The organism is Haloplanus aerogenes (assembly GCF_003856835.1).
Lineage (GTDB): Archaea > Halobacteriota > Halobacteria > Halobacteriales > Haloferacaceae > Haloplanus > Haloplanus aerogenes.
Genome location: NZ_CP034145.1, coordinates 1,629,402 through 1,654,532, shown reverse-complemented (window position 1 = coordinate 1,654,532; position 25,131 = coordinate 1,629,402). Strand labels below are relative to the sequence as shown.

The following is a 25,131-nucleotide window of genomic DNA, read 5'->3' as shown; positions in this document are numbered from 1 at the left end:
GATTAGGTATAGCTTCCGTACCCTTCGTTCGGCAACAGTAGGATCGTCCTACCCGACCGAATCGGCCGACGGAGCCGTCGTTTCGTTGCCAGTTGTGCCCGTCGACGACGGCGGGTCGTCACCCTCGCCGAACGGGTTCCAGCCGGTCGGATCGTGCCGGCACTGGACCGCCGCGAACCGGCAGTCGAACGCGACGGTGTCGGTGATGGCGCGGTTGTGATCCGGGCCGTCGAGCGGCAGACACCACGCGACCGAGACGGTGACGATACCCTCCGCGCAGGTCGGACCGTCGTCGTCGGCCGTCAGGAGGACGCCCGAGGCCGTCACCGTCGCCAGCCCCGCGAGCGTGCCCTCGTAGACGACGCGTTCGGCCTCGTCGACGACGCCGTCGGCGTCGGCGTCGATCCAGACCGTCACCTCGACCAACTCCTGCAGTTCGCCCGCGTCGGCGGTCTCGTCGCCCGCAATGATCTCCTCCGGCCGATACGTGTTCTCGGCCGCGTCGACCAGATCGACGGCGAGCCAGAGCCGCGAGGGGTTCTCGCAGACGTGCAGCGCCGCCGTGATCGTCCCGCAGTCACCGGGTTTCACGTCCGCGAGGTCGACGACCGGCACACCGTCGCCGTCGACGAGGCCGGCCGCCTCACAGTCCGCCCGGGGGTCGGTGCCGCCGGGTGCGGCACCCAGCAGGTCGCCGTTGTACGTCGACCGGTAGCCGACGGCGATGTCGAGGCCGCCGGCGACGGTGAGGTTGGGCGCGCGCTCGCTGTCGGCGAGATACCCCGCCGAGCCGAGTCCGGCGCCGGCGGCGCTCACGCCGACGGCGCCGAGGCCCAACAGGATCTGTCGCCGCGAGAGCGGCGGCGTGTCAGTCCGGTCCATCGCTGGTGAAGCGAGTAATCGTCGCGTCGAGCGGCGATCACTCGTCGTCCGTCACGACCTCCGGTTCGGACGGGGTGGTTTCGTCGGCGTCTATCATCCCGGCACCGTCGTTGTGGCGGCACTGCTCGGCGTAGAACCCGAGGTCGAAGGTGACGCCATCGGACTGAATCTGGTTGGCGTGGTCGACGGGGAGTTCCCACAGGACCCCGACGTAGTACGTCGTCGAGTTGGCGAAGCAAGCGCGGTCGACGGCGCCGGCCTGCGGATCTGCCGTGGCGTCGAGGGGAAGCCCGTTCCCCGTCGACAGGAGCCCGAACAGGTCCCGGAGCGTCGGATTCGCGGTCGGATCGGCGTTCCCGCCGAGCAGGACGGGTTCGTCAGTGTCCACCTCGGCGTCGCCGTCGAGGTCGTACCAGACGGTGACTCGGATCTCGTCCAAGAGTTCCACGTCGTTGTCGAGGAGCGTCGACACCTCGTCCGCGGGGCCGACGGTGTCGGGGTCCTCGCCTTCGGGTTCGGTGTGGCCGTTCTCTCGCGCCTCGACGAGCCGGCCGTTCAGCCAGATGTAGCCGGGGTTATCGAACAGGTGCAGGCTGAACGACACCGAGCCGCTGTCGCCGGGTTTCACGTCGTCGAGGTCGATGATCGGCCGCATCTCGAAGAGGTCCTGCGGTACGTCGGCGAACTGCGACCGGAACGCGTCCTCGACGGTCGCTTGCTGATCCGCCGTGAGGTCGTCGTAGTCGGAGCTAAACGCCCGGTTCGCGATGGTGTCGCGGGAGTCGATGGGGTCGCGAATGCCGTCGGCGCCCGAAATCGTGCGAAACAGGTTGTCGCGCGCGAGCGTATCGATATCTTCGTTCTGCAGCTGGTCCGGCGACGCCGTGACGTACTCGAAGCCGTTCGGCCCGGTGTAGGTCACCTGCCAGTCCATCTTGAGGTCGAACTCGCCGGCGGTCAACTGGTTGTTCTCGAACGTCTCCTGGTCGGAGAAGTAGGCGGTCGTGCCGAGGCCGGCACCGGCGGAAGCGACACCGATGGTGCCGAGACCGGCGAGCAGGCGGCGGCGAGTGAGTGTGAGTTTTGTCATGGGAGTGCTCCCTCGGGGGGAAACCCACCGGCGGCGTCGAACCGCCTCACGGCCGCGCCGTACCGGGCGCTCCGCGTGGGTTGGGGTCGGGGAATCGGTCAGAGGGCGGCGGCACTGCCGCCTCGTGACCGGACGAACGGGTCAGCCGATCCGGATCGTCGGATTAGGACTGAATCTCGACGGGTTCCTCGGGGACCATCCCAGCGCCGTCGTTGTGGCGGCACTGTTCGGTGTAGAACCCGACGTCGAACGACACGGAGTCGCTCTGGATCTGGTTCGCGTGGTCGATGGGAAGCCACCACTGGAACCCGACGTAGTGGGTCGTGCCCTCGCCGGCGAAACAGTCGCGGTCCGCGTCGTTCTCGGGATCGCTTAGCTCGTCGAACGCGGTGGAGACATCGCCGTCGAGCGGGATACCGCGGCCGTCGTTGTCGGCCATGGCCATCAGCACTTCGCGGAGCGTGCCCTGGAAGAACACCTCCTCGGAGACCGCGACGCTCGCGGCCAGACTGTCGGCGACCGCCTCCAAGTTGGCCAGGTCCACCTCGAAGTAGAACCCGGAGCTAGCGATGCCGCCCTCGGGGTACGGGGAACCGGTGCCGCTCAGGTACTCCCGGAGCGTGACGCCGGTGCTGCCCTGATCCTCGGTGGGGTCGTCGGCGACGTTCACGACGACGATGCGGCTGCCGGAGTCGCGGATGGTCTCTGCGACCAGCGCCGTCTCCTCTTCTTCGCCGACGGTCACGGTACCGCCGCCGTTGTTGTCGTAGCCGTTACCGGAGCTGCCGTCCTCGGAGTAGCCCACGCCGTCCCGCGGCGCGGTGTAGCCACCCGCGGAGTAGCTGTCAGCACTGTAGTTCGGTCCACCGTCGGTGAACGCGACGATGATCTTGTCGGCGCCCGGGCGGCCGGTGGCCAGTTCCTGGTCGCACACGTCGAGCGCGGCAGGCAGGGGCGTGTTGCCGCGGTTGCTGTTGGGGTACACCGACGCCATGGTCGGCAGGGCGCCGGGCGAGCCGAGGCCGGTGAAGCTGGTGAGGCTGCTGTTCTCTCCGAACAGCACCTGCCCAGCTTCGATGTCGGCGGGCGACGCCGCGAGGGCGGCGACGAACTCGTCGACACCTTGCACGAGGTTGTTCGCCTCGGTGCCGCTTTGGTTCTTGTCGCCCGAGATGGAGCCGGAGGCGTCGATGGCGATCATGATGTCGAGTTCGCCCGAGAGCATGTCCACCTGGTTGTTGCCGTTCGGGTCGTACCAGACGCGCGTGACGATCTCGTCGAGCAGTTCGACCTGACTCGTCTCGAGGTCACCGGGTTCGCTCACCTCGTCGGACGGACCGACGGAGTCGGGGTCCTCGTTCTCGGGCTCGGTGTGACCGTTCTCGCGCGCCTCGATGAGGTCGCCGTTCAGCCACACGTAGCCGGGGTTGTCACAGAGGTGGAAGCTGAAGGTGACTTCGCCGAAGTCGCCGGGCTTGACGTCCTGAATGTTGATCAGGGGGTCGCCCTCCTCGGTCGTCTGGCCGGCGAAGGTACCCTGCGTACGGCGGGGGTCGCTCAGGCCGCTGGAGTTGCCACCCACGTCGGTGAGGATGTCACACGCCTCCTCGTCGGAGAACGCGTCCTGAATGCCGTCGTAAGAGCCGTCACCGTTGAGTACGTCCGGGAACGCCTCGACGGAGGTGGCGTCCCAGAGGCCGTCCTTGGCGGTCTGCTTCTCGCCCGCCGTCTCGCCGTTGAGCGTCAGGTAGATCGGCTTGGCGTCGGCGACGAGCTGGCCACCGGAGGTGAGCGCGGGGAGTTCGATGTCGTGTTCCTCCATCGTGCCCATGGACGCGAAGGCGGCTTCGTCGTCGGACCAGTCGGAGTAGTGCTCTTCCCAGTCGACCTTCATGTCGAGTGTCCCAGCTGTCAGCTGGTTGTTCTGGAAGGTTTCCTGGTCGCTGAAGTAGGCAGTGGTGCCGAGTCCTGCGCCCGCGGAGGCGATGCCGATGGTGCCGAGCCCGGCGAGTACCTTCCGCCGGGAAACGCTGAATTGTCGGTCTTCGTTCATGGTGGTTGATTGCCCGCCGCGGCCGACGGTGTCGTGACCTCGGTTCGGGACAACCACCCCTCCGACGGCAGGGGGTATAGGTAATCACCGCCGCCCCGATCCCAAACGCCACCGTAGGGACTTCTACGGCCATCGTAGCAGCATCTACGGTCTCGTTAGGTGGCTGGATGGGCGTCCCTGACGAGGAGCGAACGGGGGATGGATCACCCGGTGAAACCGTAATAGATCGTTACACGCGGCGACGTTCCGTGGCTGGCCGGTCATACCTATACCCTCTTCGCACCTCGATTTTTTCGGTTGTGATGACTGGGCAGATTACGCGACGACACATGACGGAGTGCCAGATTCACGGAATCCTCGCCAACGAACGGCGGCGGGCGGTGATCGAGCGTCTCGACGCCTCCCCCGGCACCGTCACCGTGCGTGACCTCTCGACGACCATCGCGGCCGCCGAGACGGGAGAGTCGCCGCCGCCAGCCCGCGTCCGCGAGAGCGTCTACACCTCGCTCCACCAGACGCATCTCCCGAAACTGCACGAGGTCGGTGTCGTCGAGTACGACCGCGACCACAGTCTGGTCCACCTCCGGCCCGCCGTCCGCGAGGTCGATCGTCACATGGACGTGTTGAACGGCCTCGGCATCACGTGGGGGGAGTACTACCGGAGCCTCGGCGTGTTCGGACTGGTGCTGGTGATCGCGTCGCTGACCGGGCTCCCGCTCGTCGGTGCGGTCGATCCTCTGCTCTGGGCCAGCGGCACGCTCGTCACGTTCGCCGTCTCCGGCGCCATCCAGCTCTGGGACGACCGCTGGCGCGTCCGGCGGACCGTCGGCCAGTTCTTCCGGTTCCGGGACCGTGGCCACCGCTGACCGGCAAGGCGACCATACCTATGCCCCATCGACGCGTCCCTGCTGACGACAACTCGCCGCCCGTCGGCGGCACCTACCCATGACATTCATTCACCGATACCAGAACCCCGACTACACCGGCGAGAACCGGTGTGTCCCGTGTACGATCACGAACGTCGCCATCGCGGCCGTCGGCTCGCTGGCGCTTGGCGTCGTCGCTCCGCCGCTCGGCGCCGTCGCCTTCGTCGTCGCCCTCGCGACGATCTACCTCCGTGGCTACCTCGTGCCGGGGACGCCGACGTTCACCCGTCGCTACTTCCCCGACTGGCTCCTCGCCGTCTTCGACAAGATCGAACCGGCTCCCACCTCGGTCGACGTGGAGGAGACGCTCGTCGCGGCGGGCGTCCTCGAAGACGGCGACGACGACCTCGTCCTCGCGCCGGCGTTCGCAACGGCGTGGGAGGCGCGGATGGACGAAATCGACGCCGAGCGCACCGGGCTGACCGACGACGACATCGAGCGGATCGACGCGGTCGAACTCGCGGCGCTGACCGACCTCGACGCCGAATTGCTGGATATCCAGCGCTACGGCGAAGCAGTCGTCGCCAACCTCGACAGCGAGCGGATCGGCCGCTGGGAATCTCGGGCCGCGTTCGTGGCGGACGTGGCCGCCGCGCGCGAACTCGACGACTGGGTGCCGCGGTGGCGTTCCATCCCCCTCGCCGCGCGGAGCGAACTACTCGGGGCGCTCCGCCTGTTCCTCGAACGCTGCCCGGCGTGTGACGCCCCCGTCGACATGGAACACGAAGTCGTGCGCTCATGCTGTCGCGACTACGACGTGATCGCCGTGTCGTGTTCCGGGTGTGGCTCGCGCCTACTCGAAGCCGACTTCGACGTGAGCGTACTGGAGGACAGCGGCGCCGACGCTGACGCGGAGACCTCCGATCCCGACGCCGTCACCGTCGACGGCGCCGCCGGTGCGGCGAACTGAGACGGATCGGCCCCCGACCGCCGGTCGAAACCCACTAACCCTCCCCCGTCGAATCCCCGCCGATGACACCGCTGGAGCGGTACGAATCGCTCGTCGACGACGTCGAGGCCTTCCGGGCGGCCTGTGACCGACCGCTACCCTCGGTCGTCCGCGTCAACACCATCAAGGCAACCGTCGAGCGGGTGCGCGAGGCACTGGACGAGGAGGGCATCGCCCACGAACCCGCCGACTGGCATCCGGGCGTCCTCCGCCTTCCCGAGGATTCGCCCGGCCGCAACTGGCCCCACGCCCACGGCTGGATTCACGGGCAGGAGGAAGTGTCGAATCTGCCGGCGCAGATTCTGGACCCCCAGCCCGGCGACCGGGTGTGGGACGCCTGCGCCGCCCCGGGGAGCAAGACGACGCAACTCGCGGCGCTAATGGACGATTCCGGCCTTCTCGTCGGCAACGACAACAACCTCGGCCGCCTCTCCGCCCTCCGCCACAACGCCGAACGACTCGGCGTGACGAACCTCGTCGTCACGAATCAGGACGCGCGCAACTTCTCGCTGAAACCACTAGGGGAGGGGAGCGACGATCCCGCTACCGTTGACGCGTTCGACGCCGCCCTCGTCGACGCCCCCTGTTCCTGCGAGGGGACGATCCGCAAGAACCCCGACGCCTTCGACACGTGGAGTCTGGACCACGTCCACAGCGTCGCCGGCGTCCAGAAGGGCATTTTGCGGCGGGCGATCCAAGCCACCTGCCCCGGCGGTACCGTCGTCTACTCCACCTGCACGTTCGCGCCGGAGGAGAACGAGGCCGTGTTGAATCACGTCCTCCAGGAGGAGGCGTGTCGCCTCGTCGACTTCGACGCCCCCCTCGACGGCATCCCCGGCGTCACCGAGTGGGAAGGGGAGGAGTACGACCCGAGCGTCGAGAAGGCGCTCCGCATCTACCCGCACCACAACGACACGGGTGGGTTCTTCTGTGCGAAGTTGGAGGTGGGAGAATGAGCGACGCCAACGACGGTCAGCGATTCGACCGCCTCCCGGCCACCGCAGACGAGCGCGAGGTGGCGGGACGAGCGACCCGGCACGAAGTGATCGAGTGGTGGGTCGACCGCTTCGGCCTGCCCGAGGATACTTTCGACGGCTACACGTTCTGGGAGAAGGGCGCGGGCAAAATCTGGATCTTCGCGGACGACGTGCCCTCTCCGACCGACGTGGAGGGACTGGGTATGACGTTCCTGCGGACGCGGCAGGAACACTGGAAGCCGACGACGAACGCTGTCCAGCGGTTCGGACGGGCGGCGGCGAGAAACGTGATCGTCCTCGACCCCGACGAGGCGACGCGCTTTCTCGCCGGTGAGGACCTCGAACCGGCGTGGGACGGCGACTGGGGCTACCTGATCGTCGCCCACGAAATCGCGGGCGGCGTCGAACCCATCGGCGTCGGCCTGTACGTCCACGACGAGTTGCGGTCGGTGATTCCGAAAGGGCGGCGAGCGTCGTTGTCGCCGCCGGAATAGGGGCGGCGGGCGTCGTTATCGCCGCCGGAATAGGGGCGGCGAGCGTCGTTGTCGCCGCCGGAATAGGGGCGGCGAGCGTCGTCAACAAGCAACATTTTCTGGTTTCTGGCACACCGTTTCCGCCCGGAGGGCCGCACACATCCCGCCACAGTGACCGGAACGGGCCCTCACTGCTGGCCCACAGGCCGTCGTAGACCGCGGGAAACGTAGCCAGCAGCGTGTGATTGAACCGACACGCGAGCGGTTCGTACACGTATGAGCATCGAGAACCCGCACGAGACCGGTCCGCGCGTCGAGCCGAAAGCACCGGAGGAAGTTCAGGCGATCCTCGAGGAGGCCCCGGAGGCCGCGAAGGCGAACATGGAACGAGCCGAAGCGATCCTCGGCGCGCTCGAAGACGGAGACGTGCCGGACAAGTACGCGACCGAAGAGGAGTGGGGATTCACGTTCACCGGGATCCTCGCCCACCATCCGGAGACGTTCAAGATCTGGTGGGCCGAGGAGGGTCAGGTCTTCGAGGGTGGGGACCTCGACCGTGGTTTCAAGGAACTCCTCGCGGCCGTCATCGCCCACGAGCGCGGGGCGTCGATCTGCATCGCGTGGCACACGACCAGCGCCGAACTCGAAGACGTCGATCCCGAGCGGTTCGGAATCGTCCAGCAGTTCGACGAACGGAAGGACGAACTCCCCGACGGCGAACGCGCGGCGATCGAATTCGCCGTCAAGAGCGTCGACGCACCGGCGGACGTGACGGCCGACGACGTGGCGGCGCTCAAAGATCACGGCTACAGCGACGCCGACATCGTCGAACTCACGACGACTGCCGGGACGGCGGCGAAGTTCGCCAACTTCGCGCTGACGCTCGATATCTGATCGGATCGACTCCAGTCGATCCAACCCACACAGCTAACACCCTTCCTGTCGTCTTGTTGAGTGGTGTTTCCGGATGGCGTACTTCGAAACCAACGACGGCGTACCGATCTACTACACCGACCGCGGTGAGGGCGATCCGATCCTCCTGATCCACGGGTGGACGATGAACTCGACGTATTGGTGGCAGCGCAACGTCGACGCCCTCGTCGAGGCGGGATATCAGGTCGTGGCGATGGACCTTCGCGGTCACGGCAAGTCGGGCAAGACCGACGCGGGGCACACGCTGGCGCAGTACGGCCGCGACGTGCGGGAACTGATCGAACACCTCGATCTGACGGGCGTGACGCCTGTCGGGTGGTCGATGGGGACGGCCGTGATCCTCAACTACGTCGACCAGTTCGGCACGGACGGTCTGGAAAAGGTAGTGTTCGTCGACCAGAGCCCGAAGTTCCACACCGACGAGGAGTGGGACCACGCGCTGCTTGGCGAGTTCTCTGGCGTGGAGGCGACGGAACTGGCGACGAATCTGGAGTGCAACCGCGCGTCGGCGGCCAAACCGTTCGTGCAGGCCATGTTCGCCGAGGAGATAGACGACGCCCTCGTCGACGAGATGTACGCGGAGACGACGAAAACGCCGACGAGCGTCACCGTCGACATTTTCCTCGATATGACGTACTCGGACCTCCGGCCGGTGGTGAGCGAGGTGGACGTGCCCGCCCTCCTCATCTACGGCGAGCAGAGCGACATCTTCCCGACGGACGTGGGTGGGTGGCTCGAAGACGCGATGCCGGACGCGACGCACGTCCCCTTCGCGGACAGCGGTCACTGCCCGTTCTGGGAGGAGGCGGAGCGGTTCAACGAGGAACTCGCGAGGTTCGTCTAGCGGACGACGACGGTCCCGGTCATCCCCGATCCCTCGTGCGGCACGCAGAAGTAGTCGTAGGTGCCGGCGATGGTAAACGTGTGTTCGTAGGCGTCGCCGGCGGGGAGCAGACCACCGGTGATGTCGTCGCGGGCGGCGCGTTCGGTGTCGAAGTCGCCGCTGGCGAAGTAGGTGGCGTCGGCGGGGATACCGTCTCCGTACGCCGTTACCGTGTGGCCCACGTCGTCGTCGTTCGTCCACCGGACGGTGGTGCCGGCGTCAACGGTGATCCGCGCCGGGTCGTACGCGAAGTCGTCAGTCATCGAGACGCGCCGCGTATCGCCCGATCCGCCGGCAGCGGAACAGCCAGCGACCACCGCGAGGAGGCCCGCCCCGCCGAGTCGAAGGAGGGCGCGCCGGTTCATAGTGCGACGAACAGGTCCGTGACGTACATCACGATGAGGCCGGTGAGGAAGGTGACGAGGTTCAGCGCCGTCCCCGCGCGCCCCCGGCGGCCGATCATCCCGCGGAGTTCCCAGACCACCTGCAGGATGGCGCCGACGCCGACGGCGAGAAAGAGCGCGCCGAGCGTCGGAGAGTAAGCGAGACTCCCCAGCCAGCCCCCGAGGATGACGGGCGCGCCCGCGAGGACGCCGAGGCCGAGGAAATGCGTCAGCGGCGGGCGCTCACCGTGAGCGAGCGGTGCCACCACCGCTGGCCCCTCGGTCACGTTGTGGAGCATGAACCCGATGACGAGGAAGGCGCCGAGCGAGACGCGCCCGAGGGCGAACGAACTCCCGATGGCGAGACCCTCCGCGAGGTTGTGCAGGCCGATACCGAGCGCGACGAGGTAGGCGATCCAGAGCCCACTCTGAGCGCGGGCGTCACCCCCGTCTGCGCGGCCCTGCCGCCACGCGCTGACGGACTGCACCGCGAGCAGGGAGCCGAGGATGCCGAGGGCGACGAGCGCCGGTCCCTCGAACGCGCCGGGCACCTGCTCACCGAGTTCGAACGCCTCGAAGCCGGCGTCGATGGCGAGGAACACGAGGATGCCGGCGGAGAAGGCGAGGATGGCGTGGAGCCAGCGGTCGCTCATCGACTGCAGGAAGGGGAACCACAGCATCCCCAGCGCGACGGGGATGACGCCGACGAACAGACCGATGACGACCATCGTCACGAGGAGGTCGGTCGTCAAGCCGGGCGACTCGCTCGGCGCGACGAGCGTGTGGTGGACCGTCGCGCCGTCGGAGAGGACGAGCGCGAACTCCAGGTCCCAGCCGGGGTTCCAGTGGTACGGAAGTACGACTCGCGCGCTCTCGAGCGGGGCGAGCGTCGCGTCCCCGCCCGCACCCCGCACGTCGAAGTTCCAGTACGCATCGTCGACGAGCACCTGCGAGATCGTCACCGGATCGGGGCCGTTGTTCGTGACGTGGAGGACGACCGTCTCGTCGTCCGTCAGGGTGGTGTGGGTCACCGTCACGTCGGGGAGCGGTTCGCCGCCCGTATCGAGCGACGCGAAGGGCGTCGCGACGAAGAAGCCGCCGACGATCAGCGCGAGGAGAACGAGTGGCAGGACGGCCGCGACCCAGCGCGGCAGTCCCAGCGGTCGGTCGGTGCGGTGCATCGTCGTGCCGCCGTCTGGTTGACTCATCTCAGATCACCTCGAAGAAGCTCATCCAGCCCAGTTCCGCGAACTCCGACTGGTGGGCGTGGAACATGTACAGCCCCGGATCGTGGGTCGAGTAGTCGAGTTCGATGATGCCGCGCTGTGCCTGACACTGCATGATCGTATCTACCGTCGGATGCGTGGGATACAGCGTCGTCCCGTGATCGTAGTAGTCGAAGAACTGCGAGTGGGTGTGAAAGGAGTTGATGGGGTCGAACTCGATGGTGTTGATCAGGTAGACACGCTGGCGCCGCGTCCGATCCACCTGAATGGGCCGCTTCGTCTCGCCGGCCTGCCAGTTCCCTTCCCCGTCCGTCTCTCCGACGCCGTACGCGAACGCTCGCGTGTTGACGGCGTACACCTCGTTGTCGCCGTCGAAGTTGGTGTCGAAGCCGTTCATCACCATCACCATCTCGTTCACGTCGTCGTTGGCGTCGGACTCGTGGTTCCGCGTCTCCGCTTCCGCGACGAGGTCGGCGCGGAGGTCGTCGGTGATCTGCGAGGGGTGGAAGTCGCAGTAGTCCGCGGGATGCTCCGCGACCCGTTCCGGATCGGGGTCGACGATGATCGCCCCGTACAGCCCCCGGTGGATGTGCTCTTTGAGCGGGAGCGAGTGGCAGTGATAGAAGTGACAGCCTGCGGGTTGGGCGATCCACTCGTAGGTGTACGACTCGCCGGTGTCGAGGACGCCGGGGCCGTTCGTCGGCACGCCGTCCATCGCCGGATCGAGGTTGCGGAGGTGGGGGTGGATGGTGTGGGCGTGTCGGCCCAGATTCTCGAAGTGGACGCGGATCAGGTCGCCCTCGACGGCCCGAAGCGTCGGGCCGGGCACCTGCCCGTTGTACGCCCACGCCGAGAACTCGATGCCCGGCGCGATGGTGACCGTCGTATCGACGGCGGTGAGGGTGAACTCCCGGACCGTCCGGCCATCCTCCTCGTACACGTCCTGTGGGACGTTGTCGCTCTCGCCACGGCCGGTGTTGAACCGGGTGAGATAGTCGTGCGGGTCGAAATCGAGGTCCCGGTACTCGCCGACGGCGCCGAAGTTGCCGTGAGAGTCGTCGTCGTGGCCGGCGGCCGCGGCGTCGTGGCCGTCCGCCCGCCCGACGCCCGCGAGGGCCGCCCCGCCGGCGAGGCCGAGACCGCCGAGAACCGCGCGTCGCGTGGCCGTCAGGTCGGACGCGATAGAGTCGGTGAGGCGTTCCTCCAACCGTTCAGTGAGCTCCCGCGCCCGCGAGTACGTCATCGAGGGCATCCTACCCCTCCCGCGGCGCGGCGTGGCGTCGGCGGTACCGCCGCCCGTCTACGCCGTCGAAGTATGTTACTCGATATCATCGTGATCTAGAATTAGACTTGTCTAAAGATAAAATTTGGCAATGGCGATTCGACAGCTTACGAGGCGATAACGAGTCGCTACGGCGGAGAGATGCCGGCAGGGAGATGCCGTCTACTCCGACGGCCGGAGCGTCCCGCCGCTCAGCCCCTCCCACTCGACGCGGAGGCCCAGTGTCGAGAGGACGGCGCTAGCGTCGTCGAGACCGTACTCGTCGAGAACCGCTTCGGCCTCGTCGAGCGACATTCCCGATTCGAGGCGGTCGCGGAGGGCGTCGAGGACGGCGGGGTGGACGAGCGTCCGTCCGACGCGGTCGTGGTCGGGGAAGGCCACCCCGTCGAGGGCGTCGACGCTCACGCCGTGATCGGCGGCGACGGCATCGAGACCGATCACGTCCGCGTCGGGGTGGAGTTCGTCGGGCAGGCCGGCGCGTGTGTCGGCGACCAGTTCGTCCTCGTACCGGCGGAGGGCATCGACCACGTCCTTCACGCGGACCGACCCGGTGTAGGGGATGGCGCGGTGGTCGCGCGCCTCGATTGCCTCCCCGACGCCGAGGCTCTCGTCGACGGCGACGAGGAGTTCCACGTCCTCCACGTCCGCGAGTTGCCGGAGTTTCTTTTCCACGTAGTCGGGCGTCCAGAAGCCCATAATCTCGAAGAAGACGGTGAAGTCGGCGTAGCGGTACTCGAAGGCGAAGTCGGGGATCATGACGCGCGCGCCGGCGGCGAGGGGTTCGGGTTCGCGCACGAGATTCCAGTCGAGGCCGAGGGATTGGAATCGGGCGGCGAAGTCGGCCTCGACGCCGCTGTCGTAGGTGGGTTCCGCGACCGGGTCGACCCCCGGCACCGACACGTCCTCGTCGGTGAAGACGAGTTCGCGGTCGGTCCCCCGGTCGTCGATAGTGGCGTCGAGGCGCCACTCCGGACTCTTGGCGACCGAGCGGAGCAGGCGGGCGAAGGACGTACCGTACCGTCGCGTGCGCCGAAAGAGGTGGTCCGGGCCGGTGACGACCACCTCGCGCCCCGAATCGGTCCGGCGCACCTCGTACATGAGGCCGAGGCGTTTGACGGCCGAGATCAGCGCCTTCGGGTCCGAACTCCGGACGCGCACCTCGACGGCGTCGAACAGCGCCGTCTGAGCGAGCGAGAGGTTGTACTGGTCGAGGAGGTCGTCGGGGTCCCACCGGGGCTCGAACGCCGTCAGGATCTGGCGGGGGTCGCGGTCGGCGTACAGCGAGTCGCCGAGATGCTCCTCACTGACGCCGAGGCGGTCGGCCGCACGGGCGAGCGCCCGGTCGCGGTCCGCCTCGCTCACGACGCCCACCGCTTCGGCGGCCTCGAAGGCGACCCGACGGGCGCGCTCCGGCGGCACCGCCGCCCGCGTCTCGAAGGTGGCGTCGCGGTCACAGAGCGCCGCGAACCCGCGAACGAGCTTGAAGTGGTCGGCCTCGGGTTCCAGATCCGCGAGGGCGGCGTCGAGGTCTGCGCGCGGCCGGTCGACGTGGGTCTCGAAGGTCCCCATCACGCGCGCAGCCAGTGGTCGGTGGCGCCGCTCGGCGAACTGCGGGTGGTAGCCGCCGCCCGCCCGCGACACGCGGAGGAGGTCCTTCGTGAGCACGGCCGCCTATCGGAGCGGCGGGAATAAAGGCCCGCCGCTGTGAGGGTCCGGCCGTGAACCGCGAGCGCCGCATCGACCTGCTCGCCGTCCTCCTGATCGCGTTCGGGGCACGGTTGCTGGCGTAATGAACAACGGTTTTGCCGGTCGGGGCGGAGGGGCCACGTATGCACAGACGCCGCGTCCTCGCCATCGCGGTGACGCTTCTGAGCGGGTGCTCGAACCTGCCACGAGCGACGGGGCCGCGGACGCCGCCGACGCCGTCCGAACCGACGGCGGCCCCCCAGCGCTCGCTACGCGTGACCAGCCTCGACGTTGAGGAAGCCGACGACGGCCACCTGCGAGTGCTGGCGACGGTTCAGAACCCGACGAACGCCCAGCGAACCCGGACGCTCCGCATCCGCGTCAGGGCCGGCGAAACCCGGACCGAACAGCAACAGCAGGTAACCGTCGCGGCGAACACGGAGCAGGAGGTCGCCTTCGACTTCGCGGACGTGGCTTACGACGACTTCTCGGGCAACGGCTCGTTGAACACGAACTGGGTCTCGTAGCGTCGCGGCTCGGCTCGTCGGTCGCCACGCGCTCGGCCGGGTCGAACGCCGTGTCCGACGGGATGGGCTACGCGCCGTTCTCCTCTTCCTCCTCCTCGAGTTCTTCCTCGTTGAGCACGCCCATTCCGCTCCCGTCGTTGTGGCGGCACTGCTCGGTGTAGAAGCCGAGGTCGAACCGGACGGAGTCGGACTGGATCTCGTTGGCGTGATCCACCGGCAGATCCCACCGGAAGCCTATGCAGTGGCGCTGGGTCGCGCTGTAACAGTTGCGTCCGGTCCCGCCGCCCTGCGCGGCGTCGATGTCGCCCGCGAGCGGGATTCCGTTGCCGGTCCCGAGTTGGACCATCGCGTCCGCGAGCGACCCCTCGAAGACGACTTCCTCGGTGTCGTCGAGGATGTTGTCACAGTCGTCGTCGTACCAGATGGTGACCTGCAGGGCGTCGGCGAGTTCGCCGATTCCCTCTTCCGGCGGCTGGGGTTCCTCGACGCCACCAACCAGACACGACCCCTCCGGAATCTCAAAGGCGAAGTAGGTGTCGTCGAAGGCGTCCATGGTGAGAAGCGCCGTCGTGTCGTACGTGTTGGGGTCGCACGCGAGGTCCTCGATGCGGCCCTGCGGAGTCTCGAAGTCGCTGATGTAGGTGCCGTCGTCGGCGTAGATGCGGATGATCCGCTCGGCGCCGGTGTGGTTCCCGACGTACAGCGTCGGTCGGCCGTTCACGTCGACCCCGGTCGCCACGCCACTGATGCCCATCGGATTGCCGTTCTGGTCCGTGGGCGTGATCGTCTCGATCTGCGTGCCGTCCGCCTCGAAGTGATAGAGGGTCGGCTGGACGTCCTGACTCCACCAGATGGTGTCGCCGTTGCCGTCGTACGCGAGGCCGTCGATCAGTCCGCTCGGCGCCGAGAACTGGAACTCGGCGATTGCGTCCTCCGATCCGTCCGTCGGATCGCCAACGTCGATGAGGTGGGCACCGCCGCCGTTGTCCGCCGCCCACAGCCTCTCGCGGCCCTGATCCCAGTCGACGGTGCTGATGAAGACGGGACTGCCGCCGCCGGTTACGATGTTCTTCTCGGCCACCAGCGTCGCCGTCACCGGCGACGCCTCGCTCCCGCCAGGTGTGGGCGTGTACACCTGAAGGGTAGACGACTGGAGACCGTCGAGCGTGTAGACGTACGTGCCGTCGAAGCCGATGCCGACGCCGACGGAGTGGCCGGGCAGGTCGGCGGCCCCCAGCACGTCGCCCTCCGCCGCGGCGGCGCTCCCGGCGAAGGCACCCACGCCGAGGGTGGCGAACCCGGCGCCGGTGGCAGTACGCAACGCGTTCTTCCGGGTGACGATACCGTCGTCGCCGTCGGCGTCCGGTTCGGTATCTAGCCGACTTGCGGCGAGCGAGCCGACGAGGCCGGCCAGCCCGGCGCCGAAGCCGGCGTTCATCACGTCCCCCTCGTCCGGGTCGTCCGCTTCGGGCTCCGTCAGCCCGTTCTCGGCGTTCTCCAGCAGTTCGCCGTTCATCCAGAGGTAGCCCGGATTGTCACACAGCGCGAAGTCGAAGGTGACTTCGCCGAAGTCACCCGGCTTCACGTCCTCGATGTCGATCAGCGGCCGGGGTTGTCCCCCAAGGTCGAGGTCCTCCGGCACGTCAGCGAGCACGTCGCAGGGGTCCTCGTTCGGGCCGAGTCCACCCGGCGGATACTGCTCCTGCAACGTGGCCGCCATGAATCCATCCAGATCGTCGATGACCAACTCGCCGCCCTCCATGTGCGCGTACTGGGCCTCGTCCTCGCTCCAGTCGCTGTAATGCTCCGCCCAACTGACCTTCATGTCGAGCGTGCCCGCGACGAGTCGATTGTTTTCGAACGTTTCCTGATCGCTGAAGAACGCGGAAGTCCCGAGACCCGTGCCCGCAGAGGCGGCCCCGATGGCCCCGAGTGCGGCCAGCGCCTTCCGCCGTGACAGGTTGTAAGCGTCGTCGGTCATGTGTTTGCTCCCCCTTCGGAGGCCCCACCGAACGAATCGGATCGACGAGCGGCCTCCATCCCCCGAGGAGTGTCCAAATGTCACTCGTTCTGAATTAATAGCTAATTCCCCGTTAGAGGGATTAATTCGAGGTTTTGTCGGTTAGGAGCTGCCTACTCTCTACGGATCGTAGCGCTCCAGTCCGCGGGTTTCGGCGGTCTCCGTCGCGGGCGGATCGCTACCGCCGCCGCTCGGCCACCCGCTCTTCCGCCGTCTCGGCGCTCACGACCTCGTAGAGAAGCGCCCGGCCGCCGTCCGCTTTCGGCCGGAGGATTCGGCCCAGCCGCTGGGTGAACTCGCGTTCGCTCCCACTTCCCGAGAGGACGACGGCGACGTTCGCGTCCGGCACGTCCACTCCCTCGTCAAGGACGTTCGCGGTCACGATCCGGCTGTAAGTCCCCTGGCGGAAGCGGTCGAGGATCGCTCGCCGCTCGCTGGCCCCCGTCTCGCCGGTGATCGCCGGGAGGAGGAACCGCTCGGAGAGGCGGTAGACCAGATCGGTGTGGGCGGTGAAGACGATGACCCGGTCGTCGCGGTGGCGGTCGAGGAGGCGGGCGAGGGCGTCCACCTTCGCGTCGGCGTTCATCATGATCTCGCGGGCCTCCTGTTTGGCCAGCAGTGCCTCGCGGGCGCGCGGGTCGCTCCCCGAACGTTTGACGAGTTCCTGATAATCGCTCCCCGAGGAAAACGAGAGGTTGGAGGTTTTCAGGTAGTCGACGAAGGTGCCCTGAGCTTCCTCGTAGGCCGAGCGCTCGGCGTCGGTGAGGTCGACCTCGATCCGCCGGAGTTCGTAGTCCGCAAGGTGGTCGCCCGCGAGGTCGTCGACGGCGAGGTCGTAGACGACGGGGCCGACCAACTCCTCGATCACCTCGTGCGCGCCGTCCGGGCGTTCGAAGGTGGCGGTCAGGCCGAGGCGCGCGGGCGCCGCGAGCAGACGCGCCACGTCGCGGTAGCCCTCGCCGCCGAGGTGGTGGACCTCGTCGAAGACGACGAAGCCGAAGCGATTACCGATGTCGTCGGCGCGGAGGTACGCGGAGTCGTAGGTGGAGACGGTGAGGTCTTCCAGACGCTGTTCGCCGCCGCCGAGTTGCCCCACCGGCACGTCGAACTCCGTCTCCAGTTCGCGGCGCCACTGGGTCAGGAGGTCGACGGTGGGAGCGACCACGAGCGTCGGCGTCCCGAGCGCGGCCATCGCGGCGACGGCGATCACGGTCTTGCCGCTCCCGGTTGGGAGTTCGAGGACACCCCGGCGGTCGTTGGCGTCCCACGCGTCGAGCGCCTCGCGCTGGTAGTTACGGAGGTCGTAGTCGGTAGTGAGGTCGAGGGCCGGCAGGTCCAGAACGCGGTCCTCGTAGTCGACGCCGGCCGAATCGAGCGCCGAGCGGAGTTCGGCGTAACGGTGGGCGGGGGCGCGGAGCGTCCGGTCGCGGTCGTCGGGAGTGAGCGGGAGGGTGTCGGGGACGGCGCCATCGGCGATGATCGTCCCGTCGACGAACCGGAGGCGGAGCGTCACGTCGCGGGCTTCGAGGGGTGGAAATATATGCCCTCCGCCCCGCCAACCGGGTATGTCATCCGACGACCTCGACGCGGCAGTGGCGGACTTCCTCGACGCCGCCGAACGCGTCTACGACGAGTACGACGACGGCTACATCGACGCCGACGCGGCGCTGTCGCGACTGGGCGACCACGTCTCCACCCTGCGCGACGTGCACGAGGGCGAGGAATGAGCGAGTTCGCCCCGCGCGTCGAAGCCATCTCCATCAGCGGCATCCGCGAGGTGTTCGAGGCCGCCGGCGAAGACGCCATCAACCTCGGCCTCGGCCAACCCGACTTCCCGGCGCCCGACCACGCCCGGCAGGGCGCTATCGACGCCATCGAGGCCGGGAAGGCCGACGCCTACACGAGCAACAAGGGGATCGAACCCCTCCGGGAGGCCATCGCGGCGAAACACGAACGCGATCAGGGGATCGCCGTCGACCCCGGGGACATCATCGCCACCGCGGGTGGCAGCGAAGCGCTCCACCTCGCCTTCGAGGCCCACGTCGACGTCGGCGAGGAAGTCATCTTCCCCGATCCGGGGTTCGTCTCCTACGACGCGTTGACGAAAGTCGCGAGCGGAACGCCAAAGCCCGTCCCCCTGCGCGACGACCTGACGCTCGATCCAGCGGCGGTAGAGGAAGCCATCACGGACGACACGGCCGTCTTCGTCGTCAACAGCCCCGGCAATCCCACGGGCGCCGTCTCGCCCGAGGAAGATATCCGCGAGTTCGCGCGCATCGCCGACGAGTACGACGTGGTCTGTGTCTCCGACGAGGTGTACGAACCCTTCGTCTTCGAGGGCAAACACCACTCCCCGATCACCTACGCCGACACGGACAGCGTGGTCGTCGTCAACGGCTGTTCGAAGACCTACTCGATGACGGGGTGGCGACTGGGATGGGTGACGGCCTCGACCCGCCGGATCGAGCGGATGCTCCGCGTCCACCAGTACGTGCAGGCCTGCGCGTCGGCACCGGCGCAGTACGCGGCCGAAGCCGCCCTCACCGGTCCGCAGGGCGTCGTCGACGAGATGCGCGAGACGTTCGAGGAGCGGCGGAACCTCCTGCTGGATCGCTTCGCGGAGATGGGCGTCGAGGTGCCGACGCCGAAAGGCGCCTTCTACGCGATGCCGAAGGTGCCGGACGGGTTCGTCGACGCCTGCATCGACCGCGGCGTGATCGTCGTCCCCGGCGAGGCGTTCGGCGAGGGCGGCGCCGGCCACGCCCGCCTCTCCTACGCCAACGACACCGAGGCGCTCCGCGAGGCGCTGGACGTGATGGAAGCCGTCGTCGCGGATCTGCGGGCGTAGAACGCCTGTCACCTACCCCCGTCCCGATGCCCTCCAGACGACAGCTGCTCGCGGCGTTCGGATCGGCCGCGACCGTCGGCTCGCTCGCGGGGTGTGCGAGCGACGACGCCACGACCGGCACCGTCACCCGCAAGTCCATCATCGTCGGCGTCCCGCGACCGGACGGCGACCCCGTCGACGCCACCGTCGCCCTCCTCGCGTTCGAACCCGACCGCCGGCTGATCCACGGCGAGTACGATCCCATCCACGCCGGCGCCGCCGTCGACAGGGTCGGAACGCTCTCGGTCCCCCGAGCGACCCACGACCGCCTGAACGACCACTTCGCGAGCGTCCGGTACGTGGTCAACATTGTCCCGGCGGACGGCAGGCCAGCGAACGGCCTCGTGACGCGCGAGGCGTGCAACGCCCTGTCGCTGGGTGGGACGGCGACCGTCACGCCGTCAGTAGACGACGGCGTCGGCCACCTCGACGTTCGTACAGCGACGCCCCCCGACCGACCCCCCGCCGACGTGACGATCAGTCAGTTCGACCTCGATACACGGTTGAATCGAAAATAAACTCGAATAAACTGGCTGGAGTGGCACGAACGCTACGTTAAACTATCCACGCGTCGTAAGTTGCTTGCGCCCGCTGACGACTCGGTTCGTCTTCCCTCCCCTCCTACTTCGCGGTGCTGACGATTTTGATCACGTCGCCTTCGGACAGTTCGTGGTCCTCCCCGATCCGGCGGTCCGACCGCGCGTCGACGGCGTGGAGGTACCCCTCCCCGATGTCGGTGTGGATGGCGTAGGCCAGATCCGGCGGCGTCGACCCACTCGGCAGGAGGACGGCGTCGGGCAACACGTTCCCGCTCCCGTCGGTCCACTTCGTCTCGTTCTGGACCGGGAAGACCGTGATCCGGTCGAGCAGCTCGTAGACGGCGTGGTCGATGGCGTCCTGTACGCCTGTGCCGCCATACTCGTCCATCACGTCGCGGATGCGATCCAGCCCCTTGCGCTGGGAGTCGGTCACGTCGCCGGTGATCCGAAATCCCTCGTCGCCGGGGTCGTAATCGACGACGCCTGCCTCCGCGGCGGTGCGCAGGGCGAGTTCGCCGTCCGCCGTCGCGGGGATCACCGGTTTGTCCGTCTCGCGGAGGCGTTCGAGATTTTCGGCGGGCGCCACGTCGGCCTTGTTGGCGACGATCACGAGGGGTTTGGTGCGCGCGCGAATCTCCTCGGCGAGGGTGGCGCGGTCCTCGTCGGTCCACTGGATCGGGTCCTCGGGGTACTCCAGAGTACGGAGGCTGGCGGCCACGTCGGCCACCGTCGCGCCGAACCCCGTGAGCATGTCCGTCAGCGCCTCGTCGATGTCGAAGTCGGGGGAGCGGGACTTTCGTTCCACGCCCTCCCAGTTACGGTCGATGATGCCCGCGAGCCACTGGTCCATCTCGCGTTCGACGAAGTCCACCTCCTCGACGGGGTCGTACGTCCCTACCTCGACGGGTTCGCCCTCGGCGTTCGTGCCGCCGGAGGCGTCGACGACGTTCAGAATGGCGTCGGCGTTGGTGAGTTCGTCGAGGAACTGGTTGCCCAATCCCTTCCCTTCGTGGGCGCCGGGGACGAGACCCGCCACGTCCAGCAGTTCGACGGGGACGTACCGCTTGCCGTCGTGACAGCGCTCGTTGCCGCAGCGTTCGTCGCGGGCGAGACAGGGACACTCCGTGCGCGCGTGAGTCACGCCACGGTTGGCGTCGATGGTCGTGAAGGGGTAGTTCGCCACGTCCACGTCCGCGCGCGTGGCCGCTTTGTAGAAGGTGGACTTGCCCGCGTTCGGTTTGCCCGCGAGCGCGAGAGAGAGCATACCCACTCTGGGCGGGTCGGCGGCAATTTACTTTCGGTCGCGTGGGCCGGCCGCCGGGCCGAACGCGGTTCTCGTCGATGAGAAGGGCTTTCACGGCGACCGACCAATGCGGAAGGAAGCGGCATGTCCAATGATCGATCCGCGGACGCGTCGGACGGGCCCGACGGCCTGGATCCGGAGGATTACCGAGCGATGTTCGACCTGGTCAACGACGCTATCTTCGTCCACGACGCCGAGACGGGTGCGATTCTCGACGTGAACGACACGATGTGCGAGATGTACGGCTACGACCGGGCCGAGGCGTTGGACCTCTCCATCGGCGACGTGAGTGCCGGGTATCCGCCGTACACCGAAGCTCGGGCGCAGGAGCGCATTCGGAAGGCCGTCGCAGGGGAGCCACAGGTGTTCGAGTGGCACGCCGCGGACGCCGATGGCGAGCAGTTCTGGGTGGAGGTGAGCTTGCGCCACGCGGTCCTCGGTGGCGACGGGCGAGTCCTCGTCATCGTACGCGACATCGAGGAGCGCAAGAAGCGGGAGCGACGGCTCCGCTACTACGAGACGGCCATCGAGCAGTCGAACGACGTGATGGCCGCCGTCGACACCGACGGCCGATACCTCTTCGTGAACGAGGCCTGGGGCGACCACCACGAGCAGTCCGCCGACGCGGTGGTCGGGCGGCCGGTGTCCGCAGTGCTCGACCGGGAGACCTACGACCGGGTCGAACCGTACCTGGAGCGGGCCATGCGGGGCGAGGCGGTAGAGTTCGAGGTGGCCCACGAGACGCCGGACGGCCGACCGCGTCGCTTCGTAGTCGAGTACTACCCGTTCGACCCGGGTAGGGGGGGAGAGGAAGCCGTGGTCGCCATCATGACCGACATCACCGACCGCCTCGAACGCGAGCGCGAACTCAGCGAGAAGCAAGAGCGGCTGGCGCTGGCGCTAGAGACGGCCAACGCCGGGATCTGGGCGTGGGAGCGCGAGACGGACGAAGCGACGTGGGACGAGAACTTGGAACAGCTGTTCGGTCTCGACCCGGGCACGTTCGAGGGGACCTTCGAGGCGTTCCTCGACCGCGTTCACCCGGACGACCGTGCCGCTGTCGAACGGACGGTCGAGCAAACGGCCGAACGCGGCGGCTCCTTCAACCAGGAGTTCCGCATCGTCCGCGAGGACGACGTCGTGCGCTGGCTGGCTAGCCGTGGGAAGGCCTTCGATGCGGGGACGCCGGACGCTCGGATGGTCGGGGTCGAAATCGACATCACGGAGCGCAAGGAGCGCGAACGGCACCTACGCGTGATCGACCGGGTGCTCCGACACAACCTCCGCAACGACACGAACATCATCCGGGGACTCGCCACCAACATCCAGCGAGCGACGGACGGTCGTCCATCTGCCGACGCCGACCGCATCCTGGAGTGCGCCGGCCGTCTCCTGGAGACTGCCGAGAAGGAGCGCGAAATCGTCGATGTCCTCCTCGGAGGCCATCGGACGACGACGTTCGACGCAAACGAGGTGGCCCGGACGGTGGTGCAGACGATACACCGGGACCACCCCGAGGCGACGCTCGAACTGGATCTCTCGGAGTCGGTCACCGTCGACGCGCTGAAGGGATTGCCGCGGGCGATCAGGGAACTCGTGGAGAACGCCGTCGTCCACAGCGACGCGGAGACACCGTCCGTCCGCGTCGCGGTGACGGCCGACGAGGAGGCCGTCCGATTCCACGTCGCAGACGAGGGACCGGGTATCCCCGAGATGGAGCGGGCCGTCCTCACCGGCGACCGGGAGGTACGACCTCTGTATCACGGCAGCGGGCTCGGTCTCTGGCTGGTGAACTGGACGGTCCGCCTCTCGGACGGCACGGTTCGCATCGACGAGAACGAGCCCCGGGGAACCGTCATCACGGTGCGACTCCCGCGATCCGGGACTGGCAGCGACGACTGGTAGGGGTTATCGTAACTGTTGATAGAGTCTCGCCGGACCGTAACGGCCGATAATTCCGATGACTCACTCGATCTCTCGTTTCGCTTCCGGTCGGACGATCCGCATCTCGCCGCGCGACCGAATGGACCCGTCGACCACCGCGTCCTCGTGGAGTTCGAGTTCGTTGCAGGATACGTCGCCGAGGACACGCACGCCCGCGGCTAGCTGGACGGTGCCGCCACGAGTAGTCACGTCGCCGTGGATGCGGGTATCCTCGTCGACGGCGATGTCGCCACGGGCGCGCAGGCTCCCGAAGACGTTGTTGTCGGCGCCCATCTCGATGGATTTCGCGCGGACGTTGCCGTGGAGCCGACAGCCGTCACCGACGTGGGCGGGCGTCGAGACGCGCCAGGAGTCGTCGGAGACGTTCCCGCCGCGCGGGATCACCAGCGGGTCGGCCGGGGCCTCTTCCCCGTCGGACATCGCCTCGGCAATCTCGTCGGCGGCGTCCGTCTCGCCCATCCGCAGGAGTTGCGAGAGGACGACGAAGTAGAACACGAGCGTCGGCATCGGATTCCTGATGACGATCCAGCCGTTGGCCTCGAAGCCCTCCTCGATCTCCACGTCGTCCCCGATGTCCAGATCGCCCGAGACCATAAGCTGGCCGCCGACGTGGACGCGTTCGCCGAGGTAGGCGTCGTCGCCGACGAGGACGTTGCCGCCCACGTCACACCACATGTCGAGCCGACAGTCTCCCTCGGCTTCGATGTCGCCGCCGAAACGAACACGCTCGCCGGCGACGACGTTGCGGCCGCGGACGCCGAACTCGACGGTCGATTGCCCGCCGACGATCACGTCTCCCTCGGTGACGAGGTCGTGCTCCTCGACGGTCGTCCCGTCGGGAATCTCGAGCGCGTCGAGCGGGTCCCTCCCGAGTGCCACGCGCGTGTGTTCACGCTTCTCGTATTAAAACCGCCGTCAGACACAGGTCTGACGAGGTGTTCGCATCGAAACCGCCGTCAGACAGAGGTCAGACGAGGGCAGCGGCGTGACGGCAGGGTTTTTCCCGGGCATCCACTAGGGACGCGCATGACTGCGCTCTCCTTCGACGAGAACGGTGTCGATGTCGTCTACGAAGGAACCGAATTCCGACTGGAGAAGGCACTGATCGAGGAGGCGGTCGGGAAGTCGTATCCGGACGTGACCGACCACGAGGTGCTGAAGATAGTGGAGAAAGAGCCCTCGCTCAGCGGCGAACCTCGGCGGATCGGGGATATCGTGCGGTAGGCCCGCCGTCACGCTCGACCTGCCGAACGGACGGTGTCAGAGGACGCCGAGGAGGACGAGTCCGATCACGACGCCGACGACGACCGAGACGGTGCCGCCGGCGAGGCGCGCCTTCGCGGACGACGCGAACTCGCCTTCCAGACTCGCCGCGTCCTGATTCGAGAAGATCAACAGGCCATCGTCGGGGGCGGTCACGACGGCCTCGGCCGGTCGGAAGCGTTCGGGGTGACGGTCGTCACGGGCCCGGACGTGTCCGAGGACGTACGTCTCGTCACCGGGTTCGATCACCCGTGCGAAATACCGCCGACGGCCGTGTTTCTTCCCGATGTCGACGGCGTTGGTGACCGATCCGGTGTCCTCGTAGAGCCCGTGGTCCCGGTGCAGGCGGCGGACGCTCTCCGGCGGATCCTCGTCGGGGCCGAGTTCCTCCTGCACTGGAAACGAGTCGAACTCGACGAGCACGTCGTCGAGACGGACGCCGTCCGCGGCGCTGACGCCCGTCGTCTGCGTCCACTTGCCCGCGGTGTCGCGCTTCGAGACGGGCGCGACGTCGACGGTGCCGGTTCCGTCGTCGAGTTCGAATCCGGGGCTCTCGATGCCGCGAGCGACTTCGCGCCAGTTCCCGCGGTCGCCTCGCTCGTCCCACTCCTCGACCGTCCACGCGGCGACGACGGCTTCACGGTCGGTCAGGGGTGCGACGAACGGATCACCAACGGGCGTCGCGGTGCCCTCCAGTTCGACGGTTCCCGGCGACGCGAGTTCGCGGATGGGGGTCGGGTCGACGCTGGCCATCTGGGCGTGGATCCCACGGCGCTTCCACCCGGTGTAGAGGCCCACGAACCCGAGCGTCACGAGGAGGACGGGGACGGCGACGAGATCCGAGACCATCGGGTCGGCGACCCGTTCAGTGTGGAAACGTATAGGTACTGTGGCGGCTCGGCGGG

General features: G+C 67.7%; 23 protein-coding genes and 1 pseudogene. 12 read left to right on the top strand and 12 right to left on the bottom strand.

Translation table 11 applies throughout. The features are described 5' to 3' along the window. Positions 1-48 precede the first annotated feature (48 nt). The 3 genes and pseudogenes from DU502_RS08375 to DU502_RS18545 all read right to left on the bottom strand — a co-directional run bounded on the left by DU502_RS08375 (position 49) and on the right by DU502_RS18545 (position 4,025). Complete coding sequence (locus DU502_RS08375; protein WP_121918932.1) at positions 49-882, bottom strand: hypothetical protein; 834 nt, start codon at positions 880-882, stop codon at positions 49-51. 937 nt (positions 883-1,819) lie between these two features. Next, positions 1,820-1,972, bottom strand: a pseudogene (locus tag DU502_RS19200) (SipW-dependent-type signal peptide-containing protein); the annotation flags it as partial. Positions 1,973-2,135: 163 nt separating this feature from the next. Beyond that, positions 2,136-4,025: a SipW-dependent-type signal peptide-containing protein gene (locus DU502_RS18545; protein WP_199722642.1), complete on the bottom strand. Its 1,890-nt coding sequence runs from the start codon at positions 4,023-4,025 to the stop codon at positions 2,136-2,138. Positions 4,026-4,327: 302 nt separating this feature from the next. Here DU502_RS18545 and DU502_RS08360 point away from each other — a divergent pair, with 302 nt between their 5' ends. From DU502_RS08360 to DU502_RS08335, 6 genes are all read left to right on the top strand, one after another. Then, positions 4,328-4,891 carry a DUF7344 domain-containing protein gene (locus tag DU502_RS08360; RefSeq protein ID WP_241966750.1) on the top strand — a complete coding sequence of 188 codons (564 nt, stop codon included), beginning with the start codon at positions 4,328-4,330 and terminating at the stop codon, positions 4,889-4,891. A gap of 79 nt (positions 4,892-4,970) precedes the next feature. Further along, positions 4,971-5,861, top strand: coding sequence for a hypothetical protein (locus DU502_RS08355; RefSeq protein WP_121918930.1), 891 nt, complete (start codon positions 4,971-4,973; stop codon positions 5,859-5,861). 62 nt (positions 5,862-5,923) lie between these two features. Further along, positions 5,924-6,856 carry an RsmB/NOP family class I SAM-dependent RNA methyltransferase gene (locus tag DU502_RS08350; protein WP_121918929.1) on the top strand — a complete coding sequence of 311 codons (933 nt, stop codon included), beginning with the start codon at positions 5,924-5,926 and terminating at the stop codon, positions 6,854-6,856. After that, the gene (locus tag DU502_RS08345) at positions 6,853-7,371 is read left to right on the top strand and encodes a DUF7122 family protein (protein ID WP_121918928.1); all 519 of its coding nucleotides are present in this window, start codon (positions 6,853-6,855) and stop codon (positions 7,369-7,371) included. Before DU502_RS08350 ends, DU502_RS08345 begins: the two co-directional genes overlap by 4 nt. Before the next feature lie 255 nt (positions 7,372-7,626). Beyond that, positions 7,627-8,244, top strand: coding sequence for a carboxymuconolactone decarboxylase family protein (locus DU502_RS08340; RefSeq protein WP_121918927.1), 618 nt, complete (start codon positions 7,627-7,629; stop codon positions 8,242-8,244). 73 nt (positions 8,245-8,317) lie between these two features. Beyond that, entirely contained in the window at positions 8,318-9,127 is an 810-nt protein-coding gene (locus DU502_RS08335) for an alpha/beta fold hydrolase (protein ID WP_121918926.1), read from the top strand. On the opposite strand, the gene DU502_RS08330 is transcribed toward DU502_RS08335, so the two are convergent. The 4 genes from DU502_RS08330 to DU502_RS08315 all read right to left on the bottom strand — a co-directional run bounded on the left by DU502_RS08330 (position 9,124) and on the right by DU502_RS08315 (position 13,722). Further along, complete coding sequence (locus DU502_RS08330) at positions 9,124-9,531, bottom strand: plastocyanin/azurin family copper-binding protein (RefSeq protein ID WP_121918925.1); 408 nt, start codon at positions 9,529-9,531, stop codon at positions 9,124-9,126. The genes DU502_RS08335 and DU502_RS08330 overlap by 4 nt on opposite strands. Continuing rightward, positions 9,528-10,757 carry a ZIP family metal transporter gene (locus tag DU502_RS08325; RefSeq protein ID WP_121918924.1) on the bottom strand — a complete coding sequence of 410 codons (1,230 nt, stop codon included), beginning with the start codon at positions 10,755-10,757 and terminating at the stop codon, positions 9,528-9,530. The genes DU502_RS08330 and DU502_RS08325 overlap by 4 nt, the downstream gene beginning before the upstream one ends. Position 10,758: 1 nt before the next feature. Continuing rightward, a complete protein-coding gene (locus tag DU502_RS08320; protein WP_121918923.1) occupies positions 10,759-12,027 on the bottom strand; it encodes a multicopper oxidase domain-containing protein in 1,269 nt (422 codons plus the stop codon). Between the two features lie 192 nt (positions 12,028-12,219). Next, a complete protein-coding gene (locus DU502_RS08315; protein WP_121918922.1) occupies positions 12,220-13,722 on the bottom strand; it encodes a DUF790 family protein in 1,503 nt (500 codons plus the stop codon). 164 nt (positions 13,723-13,886) lie between these two features. On the opposite strand from DU502_RS08315, the gene DU502_RS08310 reads away from it, so the two are divergent. Continuing rightward, positions 13,887-14,270, top strand: a complete 384-nt coding sequence (locus DU502_RS08310) for a putative periplasmic lipoprotein (RefSeq protein WP_121918921.1) — start codon at positions 13,887-13,889, stop codon at positions 14,268-14,270. 67 nt (positions 14,271-14,337) lie between these two features. Here DU502_RS08310 and DU502_RS08305 read toward each other — a convergent pair whose 3' ends face one another. Together DU502_RS08305 and DU502_RS08300 are read right to left on the bottom strand one after the other, a co-directional pair. Next, the gene (locus DU502_RS08305) at positions 14,338-16,251 is read right to left on the bottom strand and encodes a SipW-dependent-type signal peptide-containing protein (protein WP_121918920.1); all 1,914 of its coding nucleotides are present in this window, start codon (positions 16,249-16,251) and stop codon (positions 14,338-14,340) included. 217 nt (positions 16,252-16,468) lie between these two features. Further along, positions 16,469-17,803 (bottom strand): DEAD/DEAH box helicase, encoded by a 1,335-nt coding sequence (locus DU502_RS08300; protein ID WP_121918919.1) that lies wholly within the window; start codon positions 17,801-17,803, stop codon positions 16,469-16,471. Between the two features lie 52 nt (positions 17,804-17,855). Here DU502_RS08300 and DU502_RS18235 point away from each other — a divergent pair, with 52 nt between their 5' ends. Genes DU502_RS18235 through DU502_RS18230 form a run of 3 tightly spaced genes read left to right on the top strand, consistent with a single transcriptional unit; the run spans position 17,856 to position 19,695 of the window. After that, complete coding sequence (locus tag DU502_RS18235; protein ID WP_166033657.1) at positions 17,856-18,017, top strand: hypothetical protein; 162 nt, start codon at positions 17,856-17,858, stop codon at positions 18,015-18,017. After that, positions 18,014-19,138, top strand: coding sequence for a pyridoxal phosphate-dependent aminotransferase (locus DU502_RS08295; protein WP_121918918.1), 1,125 nt, complete (start codon positions 18,014-18,016; stop codon positions 19,136-19,138). The genes DU502_RS18235 and DU502_RS08295 overlap by 4 nt, the downstream gene beginning before the upstream one ends. A gap of 26 nt (positions 19,139-19,164) precedes the next feature. Next, positions 19,165-19,695, top strand: a complete 531-nt coding sequence (locus DU502_RS18230) for a hypothetical protein (protein ID WP_158601115.1) — start codon at positions 19,165-19,167, stop codon at positions 19,693-19,695. 103 nt (positions 19,696-19,798) lie between these two features. On the opposite strand, the gene DU502_RS08285 is transcribed toward DU502_RS18230, so the two are convergent. Next, entirely contained in the window at positions 19,799-20,980 is a 1,182-nt protein-coding gene (locus DU502_RS08285) for a redox-regulated ATPase YchF (protein WP_121918916.1), read from the bottom strand. Between the two features lie 123 nt (positions 20,981-21,103). Between DU502_RS08285 and DU502_RS08280 the strand changes: the two genes are divergently transcribed. Continuing rightward, a complete protein-coding gene (locus tag DU502_RS08280) occupies positions 21,104-22,924 on the top strand; it encodes a PAS domain-containing protein (RefSeq protein ID WP_121918915.1) in 1,821 nt (606 codons plus the stop codon). 60 nt (positions 22,925-22,984) lie between these two features. Here the strand turns inward: DU502_RS08280 and DU502_RS08275 are convergent, their stop codons facing one another. Next, positions 22,985-23,842, bottom strand: a complete 858-nt coding sequence (locus tag DU502_RS08275) for a polymer-forming cytoskeletal protein (protein WP_121918914.1) — start codon at positions 23,840-23,842, stop codon at positions 22,985-22,987. 147 nt (positions 23,843-23,989) lie between these two features. Between DU502_RS08275 and DU502_RS08270 the strand changes: the two genes are divergently transcribed. Beyond that, entirely contained in the window at positions 23,990-24,187 is a 198-nt protein-coding gene (locus DU502_RS08270) for a DUF5800 family protein (protein WP_121918913.1), read from the top strand. 36 nt (positions 24,188-24,223) lie between these two features. Here the strand turns inward: DU502_RS08270 and DU502_RS08265 are convergent, their stop codons facing one another. Then, positions 24,224-25,075 (bottom strand): hypothetical protein, encoded by an 852-nt coding sequence (locus DU502_RS08265; protein WP_121918912.1) that lies wholly within the window; start codon positions 25,073-25,075, stop codon positions 24,224-24,226. Between the last annotated feature and the right edge of the window lie 56 nt (positions 25,076-25,131).